Annotated in this window: 15 protein-coding genes; 2 read left to right on the top strand and 13 right to left on the bottom strand. The window is 69.5% G+C overall.

Translation table 11 applies throughout. The features are described 5' to 3' along the window. Positions 1–702: aminotransferase class I/II-fold pyridoxal phosphate-dependent enzyme (locus tag LI92_RS13925; RefSeq protein WP_046319817.1), on the bottom strand; the 702-nt coding region annotated here is incomplete at its 3' end. A 161-nt stretch (positions 703–863) separates the two neighbouring features. On the opposite strand from LI92_RS13925, the gene LI92_RS13920 reads away from it, so the two are divergent. Then, positions 864–1424 carry a PadR family transcriptional regulator gene (locus LI92_RS13920; protein ID WP_046319807.1) on the top strand — a complete coding sequence of 187 codons (561 nt, stop codon included), beginning with the start codon at positions 864–866 and terminating at the stop codon, positions 1422–1424. Between the two features lie 46 nt (positions 1425–1470). After that, positions 1471–3477, top strand: a complete 2007-nt coding sequence (locus tag LI92_RS13915; RefSeq protein ID WP_046319805.1) for an FAD-dependent oxidoreductase — start codon at positions 1471–1473, stop codon at positions 3475–3477. Here LI92_RS13915 and LI92_RS13910 read toward each other — a convergent pair. The 12 genes from LI92_RS13910 to LI92_RS13855 all read right to left on the bottom strand — a co-directional run. Further along, positions 3474–6035, bottom strand: a complete 2562-nt coding sequence (locus LI92_RS13910) for a bifunctional FO biosynthesis protein CofGH (protein ID WP_192830054.1) — start codon at positions 6033–6035, stop codon at positions 3474–3476. The genes LI92_RS13915 and LI92_RS13910 overlap by 4 nt on opposite strands. Positions 6036–6108: 73 nt before the next feature. Next, positions 6109–6534 carry a hypothetical protein gene (locus tag LI92_RS13905; protein ID WP_152665475.1) on the bottom strand — a complete coding sequence of 142 codons (426 nt, stop codon included), beginning with the start codon at positions 6532–6534 and terminating at the stop codon, positions 6109–6111. A gap of 136 nt (positions 6535–6670) precedes the next feature. Further along, positions 6671–7588, bottom strand: coding sequence for an N-acetyl-1-D-myo-inositol-2-amino-2-deoxy-alpha-D-glucopyranoside deacetylase (mshB, locus tag LI92_RS13900; protein WP_082109713.1), 918 nt, complete (start codon positions 7586–7588; stop codon positions 6671–6673). Positions 7589–7640: 52 nt separating this feature from the next. Further along, positions 7641–8519, bottom strand: coding sequence for a hypothetical protein (locus tag LI92_RS13895; RefSeq protein WP_052740797.1), 879 nt, complete (start codon positions 8517–8519; stop codon positions 7641–7643). A gap of 170 nt (positions 8520–8689) precedes the next feature. Further along, entirely contained in the window at positions 8690–10606 is a 1917-nt protein-coding gene (locus LI92_RS13890; protein WP_046319801.1) for an ABC transporter family substrate-binding protein, read from the bottom strand. A gap of 67 nt (positions 10607–10673) precedes the next feature. Further along, complete coding sequence (gene typA / locus LI92_RS13885) at positions 10674–12560, bottom strand: translational GTPase TypA (RefSeq protein ID WP_046319799.1); 1887 nt, start codon at positions 12558–12560, stop codon at positions 10674–10676. A gap of 51 nt (positions 12561–12611) precedes the next feature. Further along, a complete protein-coding gene (locus tag LI92_RS13880; RefSeq protein ID WP_286135093.1) occupies positions 12612–13001 on the bottom strand; it encodes a MarR family winged helix-turn-helix transcriptional regulator in 390 nt (129 codons plus the stop codon). A gap of 23 nt (positions 13002–13024) precedes the next feature. Next, positions 13025–13354 carry a DUF732 domain-containing protein gene (locus LI92_RS13875; protein WP_046319795.1) on the bottom strand — a complete coding sequence of 110 codons (330 nt, stop codon included), beginning with the start codon at positions 13352–13354 and terminating at the stop codon, positions 13025–13027. Then, complete coding sequence (narI, locus tag LI92_RS13870; protein WP_192830053.1) at positions 13351–14091, bottom strand: respiratory nitrate reductase subunit gamma; 741 nt, start codon at positions 14089–14091, stop codon at positions 13351–13353. Before narI ends, LI92_RS13875 begins: the two co-directional genes overlap by 4 nt. Beyond that, entirely contained in the window at positions 14088–14750 is a 663-nt protein-coding gene (narJ, locus tag LI92_RS13865; protein WP_046319793.1) for a nitrate reductase molybdenum cofactor assembly chaperone, read from the bottom strand. Before narJ ends, narI begins: the two co-directional genes overlap by 4 nt. Continuing rightward, entirely contained in the window at positions 14750–16357 is a 1608-nt protein-coding gene (narH, locus tag LI92_RS13860) for a nitrate reductase subunit beta (protein WP_046319792.1), read from the bottom strand. Before narH ends, narJ begins: the two co-directional genes overlap by 1 nt. A gap of 2 nt (positions 16358–16359) precedes the next feature. After that, on the bottom strand, positions 16360–19399 hold a 3040-nt coding region (locus LI92_RS13855; protein ID WP_046319791.1), incomplete at its 5' end, for a nitrate reductase subunit alpha.

The following is a 19399-nucleotide window of genomic DNA, read 5'->3' as shown; positions in this document are numbered from 1 at the left end:
CCCCGCCAGCGAGGAGGTCTTGGACAGCGAATGCACCGCCAGCAGGCCGCGGTGGTCGCCGTCGCAGACCGCCGGGTGCAGCACCGACCGCGGCTCGGCGTCCCAACCCAGGCCCAGGTAGCACTCGTCGGAGACCACCAGCACGTCGTGCTCGCGGGCCCAGTCGACCACGGCTCGCAGCTCTTTTTCGCCCAGGATCGCCCCGGTCGGGTTGCTCGGCGAATTCAGGTACACCAGGGCCGGCGGCGGGCCGTCGCGCAGCTGCGGGGCATCGCTGCGCACCCACTGGGCTCCGGCCAGCCGGGCACCCACTTCATAGGTCGGGTAGGCCAGCTCGGGGACCACCACCACATCCTGGTCGCCGAGTCCGAGCAGGGTCGGCAGCCAGGCGATCAGCTCCTTGGTGCCGATCACCGGCAGCACCGCCGACTCGGTGAGCCCGGTGATGCCGTAGCGACGGTGCAGGGCGCCGGCCGCCGACGTGCGCAGGGCCGCGGTGCCGGCGGTGGTGGGGTAACCCGGCGCGGATGAGGCGGCCGCCAGGGCGTCGCGGATGACGTCGGCCACGGGGTCGACGGGGGTGCCGACGGACAGGTCGACGATGCCGTCGGGATGCGCCTTGGCCAGCGCGGTCGCCTCGGCCAGGGTGTCCCACGGGAAGGTGGGCAATGCGGCCGATCTGCCGCCGGTTACGGGGCTCACGAGGCTGCGGCGAGGCACGGTGGATTCATCGGCTTCTGATAGTAGAGGCCCCCGATGCGCGGCAGCCACCAGCAGGTCCCCGGCCCGCCACAGGACGCTATGCACACAGTTGCACTGCAACTAGTTGCATACGGGGTCGCAGCCTGCCTAAGCTCGGTCGCGTGGCGCTTCCCCACGCGATCCTGGTGTCGCTGAACGAGCAGTCCGGCTCGGGCTATGAACTCGCGCACCGCTTCGACCGCTCGATCGGCTACTTCTGGAGCGCGACCCACCAGCAGATCTACCGGACGCTGCGCGCCATGGAGGCCGACGGCTGGGTGCAGGTCACCGAGGTCGCCCAACGGGGCCGCCCGGACAAGAAGGTCTACACCGTCGCCGAGGCCGGCCGCGCCGAACTGGCCCGCTGGATCGCGGCGCCGCTGGCCGGGCGGGGAAGCTCGGTGGTCGACAACCGGCTGCGCGAACTGGCGGTCAAGCTCCGCGGCGCCGGTGCCGGTGACCTCGCCGCGGTGCGCGAGCAGGCCGCGGACCTGCGCGCCGAACGTGCGCAGCGCTTGGACGTCTACCGCGCGCTGGAGAAGAAGCAGTTCCCGGATCCCGGTTCGCTGACCGGCGCCGCACTGCATCAGTACCTGGTTCTGCGCGGCGGCATCCGGGCCGAGGAAAGCGCGATCGACTGGCTCGACGAAGTCGGCGCGGCACTGCGGGCAGACAGGCACTGAAGGGGGCAGCGTGACAACAGAATCCACCAATCCGTACCCGATCTTGATGACCCCGCTGGACCTGGGCTTCACCACCCTGTCCAACCGGGTGGTCATGGGCTCGATGCACACCGGCCTGGAAGACCGCGCCGCCGACACCGGCAAGCTGGCCGAGTACTTCGCCGCGCGGGCCCGCGGCGGGGTGGGACTGATCATCACCGGCGGCTACGCCCCGAACCGGTCGGGCTGGCTGCTGCCGTTCGCCTCGGCGATGACCACCCGGGCCGACGCACGGCGCCATCGCCGCATCACCGATGCCGTGCACGACGCCGGCGGGAAGATCGCGCTGCAGATCCTGCACGCGGGCCGCTATGCCTACCACCCGTTTTCGGTCAGCGCGTCGAGCATCAAGGCGCCGATCAACCCCTTCCGGCCACGCGCGTTGTCCACCCGCGGAGTCGAGTCGACCATCGCCGACTTCGCCCGCGCCGCGGAACTGGCCCGCGAGGCCGGCTACGACGGTGTGGAGATCATGGGCAGCGAAGGCTATCTGCTGAACCAGTTCCTGGCTCCGCGCACCAACCGGCGCACCGACGGCTACGGCGGTACGGCCGCCAACCGGCGCCGCCTGCCGGTGCAGATCGTGCGGCGCACCCGCGCGGCGGTGGGCGACGACTTCATCATCTGCTACCGGATGTCGATGGCCGACTACGTCGAGGACGGCCAGAGCTGGGAGGAGATCCTCGCGCTGGCAACCGAAGTCGAGGCCGCCGGCGCCACCTTGATCAACTCCGGCTTCGGCTGGCACGAGGCACGGGTGCCGACCATCGTGACGTCGGTGCCCAACAACGCCTTCGTCGACATCAGCAGCGCGGTCGCCGACCACGTGACCATCCCGGTGGTGGCGTCCAACCGGATCAACATGCCGCAGGCGGCCGAACAGATCCTCGCGCAGACCTCGGTGCGCTTGATCTCGATGGCCCGCCCGATGCTGGCGGACCCGGATTGGGTGTCCAAGGCCGCCGCCGGCCGGGCCGGCGAGATCAATACCTGCATCGCCTGCAACCAGGCCTGCCTGGACCACGCCTTTGCGCACAAGAAGGTCTCCTGCCTGGTCAACCCCCGCGCCGGTCACGAGACCACGCTGGTGCTCGGCCCCGCGCGGCGGCGCCGGCGTATCGCGGTGGTGGGCGCCGGGCCGGCCGGGTTGGCGACGGCGGTGTCGGCCGCCGAGCGCGGCCACGAGGTGACGCTGTTCGAGGCGAACCCATTCCTCGGCGGCCAATTCGACTTGGCCAGAAGGATTCCGGGCAAAGAAGGGTTCGCCGAGACCATCCGCTACTACACCACCATGCTGGACAAGTACGCAGTGGCGGTGCACCTGGGCCGCCGCGCCCAGGCGCAGGAGTTGACCGGCTTCGACGAGGTGGTGCTGGCCACCGGGGTCACCCCGCGGGTTCCGGCGATCCCGGGCATCGAGCACCCGATGGTGCTGACCTACGCCCAGGCGATCGCAGGCAGGCCGGTGGGCCGTTCGGTGGCGGTGGTGGGTGCCGGCGGGATCGGTTTCGACGTCAGTGAATTCCTGGTCCTGGACTCACCGGAGTCCACTGCGAGCCTGCACCTCAAAGAGTGGAAGGCCGAATGGGGTGCGGCCGACCCCTGGGAGGCCCGGGGCGCGCTGATCGCGCCGGACCCGGTCCCGCCGGCCCGCGAGGTCTACCTGCTGGCCCGCACCGTCGGCCCCCAGGGCCGAACCTTGGGCAAGACCAGCGGGTGGGTGCACCGCGCCTCACTGAAGGCCAAAAACGTCCGCCAGCTCTCCGGGGTGAACTACCACCGCATCGACGATGACGGGCTGCACATCAGCTTCGGCCCGAAGAAGGCCCGCCCGCAGGTCCTGGCCGTGGACAACGTGGTGATCTGCGCGGGGCAGGAATCGGTGCGCGACCTCGAGGACGGCCTGCGGGACCGCGGCGTGACGCCGCACCTGATCGGCGGGGCGAAGCTGGCCGCCGAGCTCGACGCCAAGCGCGCCATCCAGCAGGGCACCGAGCTGGCCGCCCGCCTTTAGGCGGTCTCGACCCGGGACGGCACCGGCGCGTAGTCGGTGGTGCGCTGGCGCGCCGGGCGGCCGATGCCCTCGGCGATGGCCGTCAGCTCCGCGATGGTCTTGGCCGACCCGTGCTCGGAGCCGGCCATTCGCGAGATGGTCTCCTCCATCAGGGTGCCGCCCAGGTCGTTGGCTCCCCCGTTGAGCATCACCTGCGTGCGCTCCACGCCCAGCTTGACCCAGCTGGTCTGGATGTTGGGAATGCGACCGTGCAGCATGATGCGCGCCAAGGCGTGCACGGCGCGGTTGTCGCGGTGACTGGGACCGGGCCGCGACCCGCCCGCCAGATACAGCGGCGAACTCTGATGCACGAACGGCAGCGGCACGAACTCGGTGAAACCCCCGGTGCGGTCCTGGATGCCGCGCAGCACCCGCAGGTGCCCGACCCAGTGCCGAGGGGAATCGATGTGGCCGTACATCATGGTCGAGCTGGACCGCAGTCCCACCTCGTGCGCGGTGCTGACCACCTCGACCCAGGTCGAGGTCGGCAGCTTGCCCTTGGTCAGCACCCAGCGGATCTCGTCGTCGAGGATCTCCGCGGCGGTGCCCGGGATGCTGCCCAGCCCCGCCTCGCGCAGGCTGGTCAACCATTCCCGGACGCTCAAGCCGCTCTTGGAGACCCCGTTGGTGATCTCCATCGGCGAGAACGCGTGCACGTGCATCGACGGCACCCGCGCTTTGACCGCGCGGACCAGGTCGGCGTAACCGGTGACCGGCAGCTCCGGGTCGATCCCGCCCTGCATACAGACCTCGGTCGCGCCGGCCAGGTAGGCCTCGTAGGCGCGTTCGCCGACCTCGGCATTGGACAGCGAAAAGGCGTCGGCGTCCCCTTTGCGCTGGGCGAATGCGCAGAAGCGGCAGCCGACGTAGCAGATGTTGGTGAAGTTGATGTTGCGGTTGACCACGTAGGTGACGTCGTCGCCGACGGTGTCGCGCCGCAGGGCGTCGGCCAAGGCGGCAACCGCATCCAGGGCGGGACCGTCGGCGGTGGCCAGCGCCAGGTACTCGGCGTCGGTGCAGCCGGCGGGGTCGCGTTCGGCTGACCGCAGCGCCGCCAGCACATCGGTGTCGACGCGCTCGGGCGCCCGGGCCGCCAGCTGGTGGATCTGCTCTCGGATGGACTCCCAGTCCCCGAACGCGCTGCCCAGATCACTGCGCGTCTCGGTGGCCCGGCCGTCGATGTCGATCGCGGTGTGCAGATCCACCCGGCCGGCGGACTGCACTTCGTCGGGTTCCTGCCAGGCCAGTCCCACCGGGTTGACGTCGCGCGCCCAGCCGGTGTCCGGGTGGGCCAGCGCAGCGACGTGCGGGCGCACCCGCGGGTCGATCCACGCCGCACCGGCCAGCACGTAGTCGGGCTGGGCGGTGAGCCGCTGCACCAGGTCATAGCCGGCCTGCTGGGTGATCTGCGCCAGGTCGTCCAGGGCCGGCCAGGGCCGCTCCGGGTTGACGTGGTCGGGGGTCAGGGGCGACACCCCGCCCCAGTCGTCGACACCGGCGCCGATCAGCGCCAGGCATTCGTCGGCCGACACCAGGTTCGGTGGCGCCTGCACCCGCATTTTGGGGCCCAGCACCAGGCGGGTCGCCGCCACGGTGGCCAGGAAGTCTTCGAAACCCGCGTCGGGCGTCGCCGCCATCGCGGTGTGCTCCTTGGCCCGGAAGTTCTGCACGATGACTTCTTGAATGTGCCCGAATTCCTTGTGCACCTTGCGGATCGCGTGCAGGGTGTCGGCCCGCTCGGCGAGCGTCTCGCCGATGCCGACCAACAGGCCGGTGGTGAACGGGATGGAGAGCCGTCCCGCGTCGGCCAGCGCGCGCAGGCGCACCGCCGGATCCTTGTCCGGACTGCCGTAGTGCGCCAGGCCTTTGGTCTCGAACAGCCGCCGGGAGGTGGTCTCGAGCATCATGCCCATCGACGGAGCCACCGGCTTGAGCCGCGACATCTCCGACCAGCTCATCACGCCGGGGTTGAGGTGCGGCAGCAGTCCGGTCTCCTCCAGCACCAGGATGGCCATCGCCCGCAGATAGGCCAGCGTGCTGTCGTATCCGCGCTCGTCGAGCCACTGTCGCGCTTCGGGCCAGCGTTCCTCGGGCCGGTCGCCCAAGGTGAACAGCGCCTCCTTGCAGCCCAACTCGGCACCGCGGCGGGCGATGTCGAGGATCTCGTCGGGTCCGAGGTACATCTGCTTGCCCTGGGCCCGCAGCACGCCGGGCACCGTGACGAAGGTGCAGTAGTGGCAGGTGTCGCGGCACAGGTGGGTGACCGGGATGAAAACCTTGCGCGAGTAGCTGACCGGAAGCCGTCCACCCGGCCCCCGCCGGCCGCCCGACACCAGGCCGGCATCGCGGACCCGGGCGGCACTGGCGCACAGGTCCACCAGATCGCTGCCGCGGGCGGTCAGGGCTATCGCGGTTTCCTCGACGTTGAGCAGCACGCCGTCGCGGGCTCGTCGCAGGACGCGGCGCAGTGCCGACGGGTTCGTCATCCGCGCGTCACCCGCATCCGGAATCTCGCGCATGCCATAACCGCCACAGTAGCCGCCGCCATCGGCGTCCCGGCGAGCGCACACCGGGCCCGACGGTCCGCCGGGATCACCGGGCCGTCGACGCTGCGGGCTGGCGAAGCCGCCACAGCAGCCATCCCGCCGGCGCGCTGCCCAACACGATCATCAGCAGCACGCCGTAGGCCATCACGCCGCGGTCGGCGAAGATCAGGTCATCTCCGGGTCCGCCCAGGGTCATCAGCGCAATGGTGAGCAACCATGCCCACAACGGCAGCACGGCCAGGCGCAGCGACGGCGTGCACCGCAGCGCCACCCACACCAGACCGGCGTTGACCAGTCCCCCGATCACGGCGCTGAGCGGAAAGGGAACGGAACCGATGTGGGCGGGCAGCAGCAGTGCGGTGGCGACGGCGCAGAGCGCTCCGTCCAGGGCCAGCAGGGCCAGCACGACGAAGGTGAACGCCGGGCGGTCGGTGGGCGTCGCGGGCTCGGTGAGCGACGCGACTCGGCTCAAGTCGGGATGCTGTCCAGTTGGCTGACCATTGAACCGACCATCCACTGGAAGCTGTCCAGCCACCACTGCCAGTGCTCCAAGTTGGGGTCCAGATCGGGATCCATGCCTACGCCTGCCTCTGCGTCGGGTGACTTGCTCAGCAGGAGCTTACCCGGTGCGGGTGGCCGCCGAACTCAAGTCCCGCCAGCAGATCGGTCTCCCATCCCCTGGCGTCCCGCGGGCCGGCAGTGCCGGCGGCCAGCACGTAGTGCTCGCTGTCTACGACCGGCTGGATCACGTTGTTCGACAAGGCGAACGCGCGACCGGTCGGACCGACGGTGACCTGGGTGGCGTGGGCGGCCATGGCCGCCACCTTGGCGGCGCGCGACTCGGGAGCCTCGATGACCGCGTCGATCCGGTCGTCGGCGTAGTCCCCGACGGCGTCGGAGAAATCGTCGGCCCCCAGCGTCCAGTGCGGCAGGCGGTCGTCGTCCTGCAGCCGGCGCAACGCGGCCCTTCTGGCGCTGCCGGCCGTCACCGTCCAATAGAACTTCGGCGTGGCCCAGCCCGGATCGCCGGCGTCGGCCTGCGCCGCGGCCAGCGCCGCGGTGGTGACGTGATGGGCATGGATGTGGTCGGGGTGGCCGTAGCCGCCGTGCGGGTCGTAGCCGACCACCACGTGCGGGCGGACCTTCCGGATCAGGGCCGCCAGCGCCACGACGGTCTCGGTATGGTCGGCGTCGATGAACCTCTGGTGACGCCGGGCGGGGGTGCCCGTCATCCCCGAGTCGCGCCAGCGCCCGGCACCGCCGAGAAATTGCGGCGGACCGACTCCCAGCGCCCGCAGCGCCGCGGTCAGTTCACCGATGCGGTAGCCGCCCAACTGGTCGGCCCGGTCCACCGTCAGGTGCGCCCAACGGTCCCCGATGACCTCCCCTTCCTCCCCAAGCGTGCAGGTCACCACATGAACCTGAGCGCCGCGGGCGGCGTAGTGGGCGATGGTGGCGCCGGTCGTCAGCGTTTCGTCATCGGGGTGGGCATGCACGAACACAAGCCGGGGAATCCGCTCGGACACGCCGAAACCCTACCGCCGCAGGAGCGAAGAAACCGCCGGCCCCGGTGGCCGCTCAGAACATGCCGGCGATCAGGCCCTCCCAGTCGATGCTGCCCAGCAGCAGCGCCAGGTTGTCGGCCTGCAGGGCCTCGATGATCTCGTTGAACTCCTCCGAACCCATCGCAAACAGGGCGTCCCAGTCCGGCTCGGTCAGGTCGAAGTTGCCCAGCAGGATCGGGCGGGTGTCGTAGCTGATGCCCATCATGGAGTTGAACGCCTCCTGGTTCTGCGCCAGCACCGAGTTGTTGATGCTGAAGATCCAGTTGACGGCTTCGTAGAGTTCGGGGCTGTCGCCGAACAGCCGGTCGGCGGCAGCCTGCTGCGCAGCGACCAAGGCGAGGTTGAACTCCATCTGCGTCGTGGTGATGAGGTTGTTCAGCGCCTGCTGCGTCTCCGGCACGACGTTGAGGAACATGCTGAACCCGGCCATCATGTTGGCGGCGACGCTGGTCGCGTCCTGCTCGGCCACCCCGTTGAACGTTCCGGTACCCGGGAGTTCGACACCCCCGATGTAGGCAGCGAACGGCGACCCGAGCAGCAGCGTCTGCGGGTCGAAGTTACCGCCGGCCAGCTCGGCCAACAGTGTGTCGTCCAGGTCGGCGGTGCTCGTCGCCGTGCCGACACCCCACGCGTCGTCGCCGCTTCCGTAGAGCATCGAGCCCAGGTCGATGAACTGGCCGTCGTCGCCGCCGCTGCCGGCGATGTCGGGGCGGACGTGGTTGTCGATGATCTCGAGTCCCGGGCCGACGTCGACATTCGCTGCCGCCAGGTCGATGTCGCGGATCTGCTGATCAGGCAGGGCCGGTGTCATGGAGGTGAGCACCCCCACCAGACCGCCGACACACAGAGCCGCAGCCGCCACTGAGACGCAGCGGTGAGCGAGTTGTTCCATACCCAAACCCCCTCCGACGTTTCCCGCGCAGGTTGCTTAATCTTACCCAAGAATTGGCTGTGCACAAGTCATTGGAAATACCTGTTCCGCGGGGCCGAAACCTGCCGTCGACGCGGCGCCGACGGGGTCTGAGCAGGCATGACGGGCCACGCGGGACCCGCCGGGGGAATTCAGGGCAGTTTTACCCAGTTGCCGGCTTCGCCGACGATACCCACGGGTACGGCGCCGGTCAGGCTGACGTTGGTCACGCTGGGACCGACGGCGACGATCGTGGTGTCCTGCAGGATCGGCAACACCGTCGCCATGTTCCACAGCCGTGGTTCGACCGAGGCGATCACCTCGCCGATGGGCTTGCCTCCGTCGAGGGCCGCGTCGATCTCATCCTGGATGGCGTGATCGCACACCCCGGTGATGTTGGACGGAGCCTGCACCAGCGCGCCCGGCGCCGGCGTGCGCGGCGGCGGGGTTGTGGAGCTGGGCGCGGCCGGTCCGGCGGCCGGCGCCGGGGAACGCGGTGCCGCCGTCCCCGACGGAGCCGGCACCGGGCTGCCCGAGGTGGGCACCGCGGTGGGGGCCAGCGCGCCGCAGCCGTAACGCGACGCCAGCAGTGTCGCCAGATCGCCACCGGCCTGCTGCCAGCCCACGATCGCGTCCACCTGGTGGGTGACCAGCGCCTCGCGATAGAGCTTCACCGGGTCCAGCGCCAGCACGGTGGCGGCGATGCCGACATTGCGCAACTGGTCGGCGGCGGTGTTCGCCACCGCCAGTGAGGTCGGGTCGTTGGCCGCCACCCCGATGACCAGCGACAGCTGTTCGCCGCCCCTGCTGATACGTCCCCGGGTGATCTCCGGCGGCTGCGGCAGGGTGCTGGCCGTCCCGGCAGGGGGAACCAGCGCCGACGGCGGCGCGTCCTTCTCGACCCGGTAGCCGGCCGCCTGCAGCAGCGCCAGCGCCGCCGACTCCGACATGGCCGGTGGCGCGGTGGGCACGTAGCCGGGATCGCTGGGCGTCCGGATCTGGGCCTGGTCCAAGGTCACGGTGTTGTCGCTGCCGGCCCCCACCGTGGCCAGCAGGCCGACATCGAGCAGCCCCAGAATGGCCCGGCGCACCCGAACGTCGGCCAGCTTCGGTTCCCCCGCCCGCAGCGCCAGCTGCATCACCCGGGGGGCGACCAGCCGGGTGGTCTGTACGCCGGGAATCACCGACAGCTGCGCGAACACCGCCGCGCCGCCGTGCACCTGCGCGACCTGGGTGTCGCCGTTGCGGATGGAGTCGGCCAGCGCCGCGGCTGAGCCGGCGCGACGGAACAGGACCAGGTCCGGCTTGGCCGGCGGGCCCCAGTAGCGGTCATTGCGGGCCAGCAGTATCGCGTCGCGCTGCGGGTCGATGTTCTCCACCCGGAACTGTCCGCCGGTGACCGGCATCGCCCGGGCCAGGCCCGCCGGGAAGCCGCCGGGCACGTCTTTGACGATGTGGGCCGGAAGGATGTTGTTGAACAGCTCCCGCCAGGCGGGATAGGGCTTGGAGAAGGTGACCACCACCTGCTTGCCGCCCTCGACGGAGTGCACCCCGGTGATCAGGTCATACCCCGCCGGGTCGACGACGCCGGGCTGGCTGACCATCTGCTGCCACAGGTACCAGAAGTCGTCGGCGGCGATCGGCGCGTTGTCGGTCCAGGATGCCTCCGGGCGGATCCGGTAGGTCACCGTGAACGGCGCTTCGGCGGTCACCTGGGCCGACACCAACAGGTTCTGGTCCATCTCCCAGCGCGACCCGGTGGGCGTGGCGGGGTCCGGGACCGGCCGGAACGTACTGGGCAACACCAGGGCGCTGACCGCGGCGGTGACCGCCGACAGGTCCGAACGCAGGTGGGGGTTGAAGCCGGCACCGATGGAGTCGATGCCCATGATGATCTGGCTGATCCGCGCCGGCGGGGGCGCCGTGCTCTTCGTCGTCTCCGTGCTCTGCGGTGCGGGCGGCGGATTGACCGTGCACGCCGAGGTGGCCTGCGTGAGCACCAGCGTCGTCGCCAGAGCCAGGGCGCCCGCCGTGACACGGCTGCGGCGGGCTGGTCTCGGCACGGACATCAGGGTATCCGGGTGGCGATGACGGCGCGAAGACCGTCGGGCAGCGCGCCCACCCGGCGCGGCGGCCCTAGAGATTCTTGGCCCGGGCGCGACTGCGAGCCCGCAGCGTCGAGTCCAGTTCGACCTTGCGGACGCGGATGACCTCCGGGGTGACCTCCACGCACTCGTCGGCGGCGCAGAACTCCATCGCCTGCTCCAGGTCGAGTTCGATCGGCCGGGCCAGCGTCTCCATCACGTCGGCCGTCGAGGAGCGCATGTTGGTCAGCTTCTTCTCTTTGGTGACGTTGATGTCGAGGTCTTCGGCCCGCGGGTTGATGCCCACCACCATGCCCTGGTAGGTGTCCTGGCCCGGCTCGACGAAGAACTGCCCGCGGTCGGCCAGTTGGATCAGCGCGAACGGTGTGATGGTCCCGGCCCGGTCGGAGACCAGGGATCCGGTGTGGCGGGCGCGGATTTCGCCGGCCCACGGCTGGTAGCCCTCGAACACCGCGTTGGCGATGCCGGTGCCGCGGGTCTCGGTGAGGAAGTCTGTGCGCCAGCCGATCAGGCCACGGCTGGGGATGATGAACTCCATCCGCACCCACCCGGTGGTGTGGTTGGCCATCTCGGTCATCCGCCCCTTGCGGGCAGCCGCCAGCTGGGTGATGGCGCCCACGTATTCCTCCGGGCAGTCGACGGTCAGGTGCTCGAAGGGCTCGTGCACTTTGCCGTCGATCTTGCGGGTCACCACCTGCGGCTTGCCGACGGTCAGCTCGAAGCCCTCCCGGCGCATCTGCTCGACGAGGATGGCCAGCGCCAGTTCGCCACGGCCCTGCACCTCCCAGGCGTCCGGGCGGCCCACGTCGACGACCCGGATCGAGACGTTGCCGATCAGTTCGGTGTCCAGCCGTGACTTGACCATCCGCGCGGTCAGCTTGTGCCCGGAGACCTTGCCCGCCAGCGGCGAGGTGTTGGTGCCGATGGTCACCGAGATCGCCGGCTCGTCGACGGTGATGCGCGGCAGGGCGTGGGGCGCGGCGAGGTCGGCGAGGGTGTCGCCGATCATGATGTCCCCGATCCCGGCGATGGCGACGATGTCGCCGGCGGACGCCTCGTCGGTGGGGGTGCGTTCGACGCCCACGGTGACCAGCAGCTCGGTGATCTTGGCCGTGGTGGTCACCGGTTGGCCGTCGACTTCGCGCATCCAGGCGACCTGCTGGCCCTTGCGGATGCGGCCGTTGTATACCCGGATCAGGGCCAGCCGGCCCAGGAACGCCGAGGCGTCGAGGTTGGTGACCAGCGCCTGCAGCGGCGCATCCGGGTCGCCGGACGGCGGCGGCACGTGCTCGAGCAGCACATCGAACAGGGGGTCGAGGTTGTCGCCGTCGGGGATCGAGCCGTCGGCGGGCGCGGTGGTACTGGCCACCCCGGCCCGACCGGATGCGTACAGCGTCGGCAATCCCAGGGCGTGCTCGGCAGCGGCCTGCGCCTCGTCGTCGAGGTCGCTGGCCACATCCAGCAGCAGATCGTGGCTGGCCTCGACCACCTCGGCGATGCGGGCGTCGGGCCGGTCGGTCTTGTTGACCACCAGGATGACCGGCAGGTGCGCGGCCAAGGCCTTACGCAGCACGAACCGGGTCTGCGGGAGCGGCCCCTCGGATGCGTCGACCAGCAGCACCACACCGTCGACCATCGACAGCCCGCGCTCCACCTCGCCGCCGAAGTCGGCGTGGCCGGGGGTGTCGATCACGTTGATGACGGTGACGGTCCCGTCAGGGTTGTGGCGATGCACGGCCGTGTTCTTGGCCAGGATCGTGATGCCCTTTTCCCGCTCCAGGTCACCAGAGTCCATGATGCGCTCTTTGTCGTCATCACCGCGGTGCGAGAGGGCGCCGGACTGGCGGAGCATGGCGTCGACCAGAGTCGTCTTGCCGTGGTCTACGTGCGCGACGATGGCGACGTTACGAAAGTTCACCGGGCGATTCTGCCAGCGCACCCTGTCAATCGCGAAAAGGTGAAACCGATGTCACAGTCCCAGGGGGGACTCCGCGGAGAACCTCTCGAGCTCTTTGAGGTGCAGTTCGGTGAGCGCCTGCAGGCACTGGGCGGCCGTTTCGGTGAGCTGCAGCCGGATCACCCGCTGATCTTCGCTGTCGCGTACCCGGGTTACCAGACCGGCACTTTCGGCCCGCTGGATCAGCTCGCCGGCACTGTGATGCCGCAGCAACAGGTACTCGGCGATGTCGCCCACCGTCGGTCCCCGCGGGTCGCTGTGACCCCGTACCGCCAGCAGCAATTGGTGCTGCGCCGGGGTGAGCCCAGCAGCCTGGGCCTGGTCGGCACTCCACCGCTCGAATCGGCGCAGCCGCGTGCGGAAGGCAAGCAGACGCGCGTAGACCTCGTCAGGCAGGGGCACGCCCGCCACCTTATTCGGATTCGCTACGTCGTGCCCGCCGCGGCGTTGGGCACCAGCTGATCCGGGCAGTACACCTGCGCGGCGATCCCCACGAACTGGGCTCCGTGCTCGGTTGTCAGGCCGGGATTGCGGGACTTGAGACCCTCGAGCACCTGCGGGCTGGGCTTACCTTGGGCGATCAGCTCGCACACCAGTTTCGCGGTGACGATCACCTGGTCGGCGCTGGTGTAGGTGATCCCGGCCGCCTGCAGCGATGCCAACAGTGCGGTGTCTGCGTCCCCGGGCTCGGCATACGCCGGCGCCGCCAGACACACACCGCCGATAACGGTCATCAGCGCTGTGCGTATCCTCACCAGCCCCTCCTCTGCGGTCGTGAACCCATGGGTTGATTCCTCCTTGCTGCGTCGCGGCTGCGGTAAACGATGTAGGGCCGGAACAGGTAGCCGACCGGCGCGCTGAACGCGTGCACCAGCCGGGTGAACGGCCAGAGCGCGAACAGGGCCAGCGCGATCATCACGTGGATCTGGAAGTACAGCGGCGCCGCCAGCATCAGGTCGCCGCGCGGGTGCAGCGTGAAGATCGACCGGAACCAGACCGACACGGTCTCCCGGTAATCATGGTCTTCGCCGTAGGCGGTGGTGCCCATCAGGGTGCAGCACATGCCGGCCACCAGAGCGCAGACCAGCACCGAGTACATGAGTTTGTCGTTGACGCTGGTGGCCTTGAACACCGAACGTTCGGTGCGGCGGCGGTAGATCAACAGGCCGACACCGACCAGGGTCGCAAGGCCGGCCGGAATCCCGAGAATCATCGCTTGTACATGGTAAAGGCGATCACTCATCCCTGCAGCGCGAGTCCACGACTCCGGCACCAGCAGGCCCATGACGTGTCCGGCGATCACCACAAAGCTGCCGAAGTGGAACAGCGGGCTGCCGACTCGCAGCAGTTTGGACTCGTAGAGCTGCGAGGACCGCGTGGTCCAGCCGAACTTGTCGTAGCGGTACCGCCACCAGGTGGCCACCCCGGCGACGGCCAGCACGAAATAGGGACCGATGTCCCACCACAGCTCCGCGTCGCTGATCAGTGTCATCGGGCCGGCACCGTGGGCATTCCGAGCGAGACGGCCGCCGTGAACGGCTGCAGCCCCACGGCTTCGGCCGGCGGCCCCGACTCCATCAGCTGGCGCACCTGCTGCACCTCCTGATCGGTTGCTTCCGGGAGCGTGTGGCAGACCGCGCCCACGGCGAAGGCATACCGCGATCCCGTCTGGGTCAACGCCGCGTGCACGACGTCGATGGGCGCACGGTGGGCCAGCAGCAGCCGGCGTCCGGCCACGGGGTCCACGGTCGCGGCGAACTCCAGAACCACCGGCAGGTAGTCGGGCGCCTCCCCGGTCGGCGGCTGCACGCCGGCCTGGCGGTAGGCGTGGGCGAACGCCAGCATCTGCATCCCGCGGTTGCGGGTGTCACCGCCGGTCCAGTAGGTCAGCAACATCGTGGCGCGCCGGCGCATGTCGAAGGTCTCGACGTACTCGGCGGCGGCGGCCATCGGGTCCGCGGCGCGCAGCGCACTTGCCGTGCGCCGCAACAACGCCGCCGGCGGCCCGGCGTGGACCAGCAGCGCCTCGACGGTGTCGAGCCGCTGCGGCAGGTGCTCGTCGGGGTAGGACAGCAGCAGCGACGCGGCCTGCCACACCGCCCGGTCGGCGGGTCCGCCCGCCGGGCCCCGAGGTGGGAGTCGGAATCGCATCAGTGCCGCTCCGGGAACATCTCCGGCACGGCCCGCGTGCCGCCGCCCCAGTTGAGCAGGTTGGTCCGGCCCTGGGGGCGTTTCGCGTGCCCGTTCTCCACCAGGTGAAACGAGGATTTCGCGGCCGCTCCGACACCGGCGCCGATGAACGGATCCGGCACGTCGGGTCCGCCGGTGATCGAGCATCCCAGGTGTTCCAGGTCGTGCGCCTGCTGACTGTAGGCAGTGGGAATCACATAGCGCTCTTCGTATTTCGCGATCGCCAACAAGCGATACATGTCGTACATCTGCTCTTCGGTCATGCCGACCGCGGCGGGGATGCGCGGCTGGGTGTCCCGCCCCAGGCTGATGTCGCGCATATAGGCGCGCATCGCGGCGAGCCGGCGCAGCACGCTCTCGACCACCGCGGTGTCGCCGGCGCTGAACAGTTCGGCCAGGTAGGCCATCGGAATGCGCAACGCCTCCAGCGCCCCGAACAGGTTGCCCAGATCCTCGCCGTCGTGGCCGTCCCGGCTGACCGCGTCGACCACCGGCGACAGCGGCGGGATGTACCAGACCATGGGCATGGTGCGGTACTCCGGATGCAGCGGTAACGCCACCCGAAAGGTGTTGATCAGCGCGTAGATCGGCGAACGCGCGGCGGCCTCGATCCAGGTGTCGGAGATCCCCTCGGCCCGCGCTCCGGCGATCACCGCCGGGTCGGTCGGGTCGAGGAACACCTCGCACTGCGCGCGATACAGATCGGCGTCGTTGTCCACCGACGCCGCCTGCAGCACCTTGTCGGCGTCGTAGAGCACCAGGCCGATGTAGCGCAGCCGGCCGACGCAGGTCTCCGAGCAGACGGTCGGCAGCCCGACTTCGATGCGCGGGTAACAGAAGTGGCACTTCTCGGCCTTGCCGGTCTTGTGGTTGAAGTACACCTTCTTGTAGGGGCATCCCGACACGCACAGCCGCCAGCCGCGGCAGCGGTCCTGGTCGACGAGCACGATGCCGTCTTCTTCGCGCTTGTAGATCGCCCCGGTCGGGCACGACGCGACGCACGACGGGTTCAGGCAGTGCTCGCAGATCCGCGGCAGGTAGAACATGAAGGTCTCTTTGAGCTCGCTGGTGATCCGGTCGCTGACCTTCGCCAGCACCGGATCGTTGACCAGGTTTTCGGGCGCGCCGGCCAGATTGTCGTCCCAGTTGGGGCCCCATTGGATCTTCAGCGGCTCGCCGGTGATCGAGCTCTTGGGCGCGGCGACCGGCATGGTGTCGGCCAGCGGCGCCGCGGTGAGGTTCTCGTAGTCGTAGGTCCACGGCTCGTAGTAGTCGGTCAGCTGCGGCAGGTTGGGGTTGGCGAAGATGTTGAGCAGCTTGTGCACGCGGCCGCCGGCCAGCAACCGCAGCCGGCCCTTGCGGTCCTTGGTCCAGCCGCCCTTCCAGCGACCCTGGTCTTCGTAGGTGCGTGGATAGCCCCCGCCGGGGCGGGTCTCGACGTTGTTGAACCATACGTATTCGGTGCCCTCGCGGTTGGTCCAGGCCTGCTTGCAGGTCACCGAACAGGTATGGCAGCCAATACATTTGTCCAGGTTCATCACCATGGCCAGCTGCGCCATCACCTTCATGGTCAGTACCTCACGTCCTGACTGCGCCGCCGCACCACGGTCACCTCGTCGCGCTGGTTTCCGGTCGGGCCCAGATAGTTGAAGCCGAACGCGTGCTGCGCGTAACCCCCGGCGAGATGGCTGGGCTTGACCCGGATTCTGGTCAGCGAGTTGTGGGTGCCGCCCCGCTTGTTGTTGGTCTCGGCCCGCGGGGTGTCGACCGTGCGTTCCTGCACGTGGTAGACGAACACCACCCCGTCGGGCATCCGCGAGCTGACGATCGCACGTCCGACGAACACCCCGTTGACGTTGACCGCTTCGATCCAGTCGTTGTCCCGGACACCGATTTTCGCGGCATCGCCGGGGCTCATCCACATGGTCGGGCCACCGCGCGACAGCGTCAGCATGTACAGGTTGTCCTGGTAGGTGGAGTGGAAGGACCACTTCGAATGCGGCGTCAGGTAGCGCACGGTGATGCCGATGCCGTCTGCGGCCGCACCCAGCTCGGGGGCGTCGAACAGCCGCACCATGTCCAGCGGCGGGCGGTAGACCGGCAGGTGTTCGCCGAGCTCCTCGATCCAGTCGTGGGCGGTGTAGAAGTGCATCCGGCCGGTCAGGGTGTGAAACGGCTTGAGGCACTCGATGTTGATGGTGAAGGGCGCGTAACGCCGCCCGCCGGTCTCGCTGCCGGACCACTCCGGGCTGGTGATCACCGGCACCGGGCGCGCCTGGGTGTCGGCGTAGGTGATCCGCTTCTCCGCACTGCCCTCCGACAGGTGCGCCAGCCGCCGGCCGGTGCGCTTCTCCAGTTCCCGGAAACCCTCGGTCGCCAGCCGGCCGTTGGTGGTGCCCGACAACGCCAACACGGTGTCGCACATCCGCGTCGCGGTGGTCAGCGCCGGGCGCCCCTGCCCCGCACCGGATGTCAGCACCCCGAAGCGGGCGGCCAGGTCCTCGACCTCTTCGTGCGGGAAGACCGTGTAGCCCTTGGTGGTCATTCCGAGGGTGTCCACCAGCGGCCCCAGCGACTGCCACTTGTCGAAGATCGCGGTGTAGTCGCGCTGCACCACCGTCACGTTCGGCATGGTCTTGCCCGGAATCGGCGTCTGGCCGCTGCGCAGCCAGTCGCGCTCGGCTCCGTCGGGGCAGGCCATCGCGTCGGCGGTGTCGTGTGCCATGGCGGTGAGCACCACGTCATTGCGGACGCCCAGGTGCGTGGCCGCCAGCGCGCTGAACGTCCGGGCGATGGCCCCGAAGGCGTCGTAGTCGCTGCGGGTCTCCCAGGGCGGGTCGATCGCGGCGCTGAACGAGTGCACGTAGGGATGCATGTCCGTCGACGACAGGTCGGCCTTCTCATACCAGGTGGCCGCCGGCAGCACGATGTCGGAGAGCAACGTGGTGGAGGTCATCCGGAAGTCGATCGACATCAGCAGGTCGAGTTTGCCCTCGGGAATGTCGCGGTCGCAGCGCACATCGGCCGGTTTGACCCCGCCGGCGGGCGGCTGCCCGATCACGCCGGCGTCGGTGCCCAGCAGATGCTTGAGGAAGTACTCGCCGCCCTTGCCGGACGCCCCGATCAGGTTGGCCCGCCACACCGTCAGCACCCGCGGCCAGTTCGCCGGGTCGTCGGGGTCGGTGACCGCGAGTTTGAGTTCACCGGAGGCGAGTCGCTCGGCGACGTAGTCACCGACGTCGCGACCGGCGGCAGCGGCCTCGTCGGCCACATCCAGCGCCGAGCGGTTGAACTGCGGATAGAACGGGCTCCAGCCCATGGCCGCGGCCGAGGCCAGGATGTCCATGGTGTGCCGACCGTGGAATCGGCCGCGCCCCAGCGGCGTTGCGAGTTTGTCCGCCCCGTAGGCGTCGTAGCGCCATTGATCGGTGTGTGCGTACCAGTAGGAGGTGCCGGGCACCTGGCGCGGCGGCCGCGACCAGTCATTGCCCGCGGCCATGGTCTGCCATCCGGTCAGCGGGCGCACCTTTTCCTGGCCGACATAATGCGCCCAGCCGCCGCCGTTGCGCCCCATCGCGCCGGTGAGCATCAGCAACGCCAGGACCGCCCGGTAGGTGGCGTCGCCGTGGAACCACTGGCAGATGCCGCTGCCCATGATGATCATCGAGCGTCCGCCGGATTCTTCGGCGTTGCGGGCGAATTCGCGCGCGACTCGGATCGCCTGGGCGGCCGCAACACCGGTGATCGGCTCTTGCCAGGCCGGGGTGTTGACCTGTGTGGCGTCGTCGTATCCGGTGGGCCACTGACCGGGCAGCCCGGGCCGGCGCACCGAGTAGTTGGCCAGCATCAGGTCGAACACCGTGCAGACCAGGTGCTCACCGACCTGGCGCACCGGAATCCCGCGTTCGACGGCGGTGCCGTGGCCGGTCACGGTGTCGAAGCTGGGCAGCCAGACCAGTGCGGTGGGTTGATCGCCGTTGCGCGCTGTGGGGTTTTTGACGCTCAACGCCGGCCGCAGCTCGCCCAGGTCGAGGTTCCACTTGCCCATGCCCTCGTCGCCCCAGCGGAAGCCCAGCGAGCCGTGCGGTACCACCACGGCGTCGGTGACCTCGTCGAGCAGGGCCGGCTTGAACGCCGAGTTCTCGGTTGCCGCAACCTCTTCACCCAGGTCGGCGGCGGTCAGGTTCTTTCCCGGAACCAGCCGGCCGTCGCGGGACTCCAGCTTGATCAGGAAGGGCAGGTCGGTGTAGCGGCGCACGAAGTCGGCGAAGAACGGGACTTCGCGTTCGGCGTAGCACTCGGTGAGGATCACGTGGCCCATCGCCATGGCCAGTGCACCGTCGGTGCCGGCCGCACACGGCATCCACTCGTCGGCGAACTTGGTGTTGTCGGCGTAGTCCGGGCTGACGGTGACCACTTTGGTTCCCCGGTAACGCACCTCGGCCATCCAGTGCGCGTCGGGGGTGCGGGTGATCGGGACGTTGGAGCCCCACATCATCAGGTACGCCGCATCCCACCAGTCCCCGGACTCCGGGACGTCGGTCTGGTCGCCGAAGACCTGCGGTGAGGCGACCGGCAGGTCGGCGTACCAGTCGTAGAACGACGTCATC

The organism is Mycobacterium sp. UM_Kg1 (assembly GCF_000972925.1).
In the GTDB taxonomy this organism is placed as follows: domain Bacteria; phylum Actinomycetota; class Actinomycetes; order Mycobacteriales; family Mycobacteriaceae; genus Mycobacterium; species Mycobacterium hiberniae.
The sequence above is the reverse complement of the archived record's forward strand: the minus strand, read 5'-3'. Positions and strand labels throughout refer to the sequence as shown.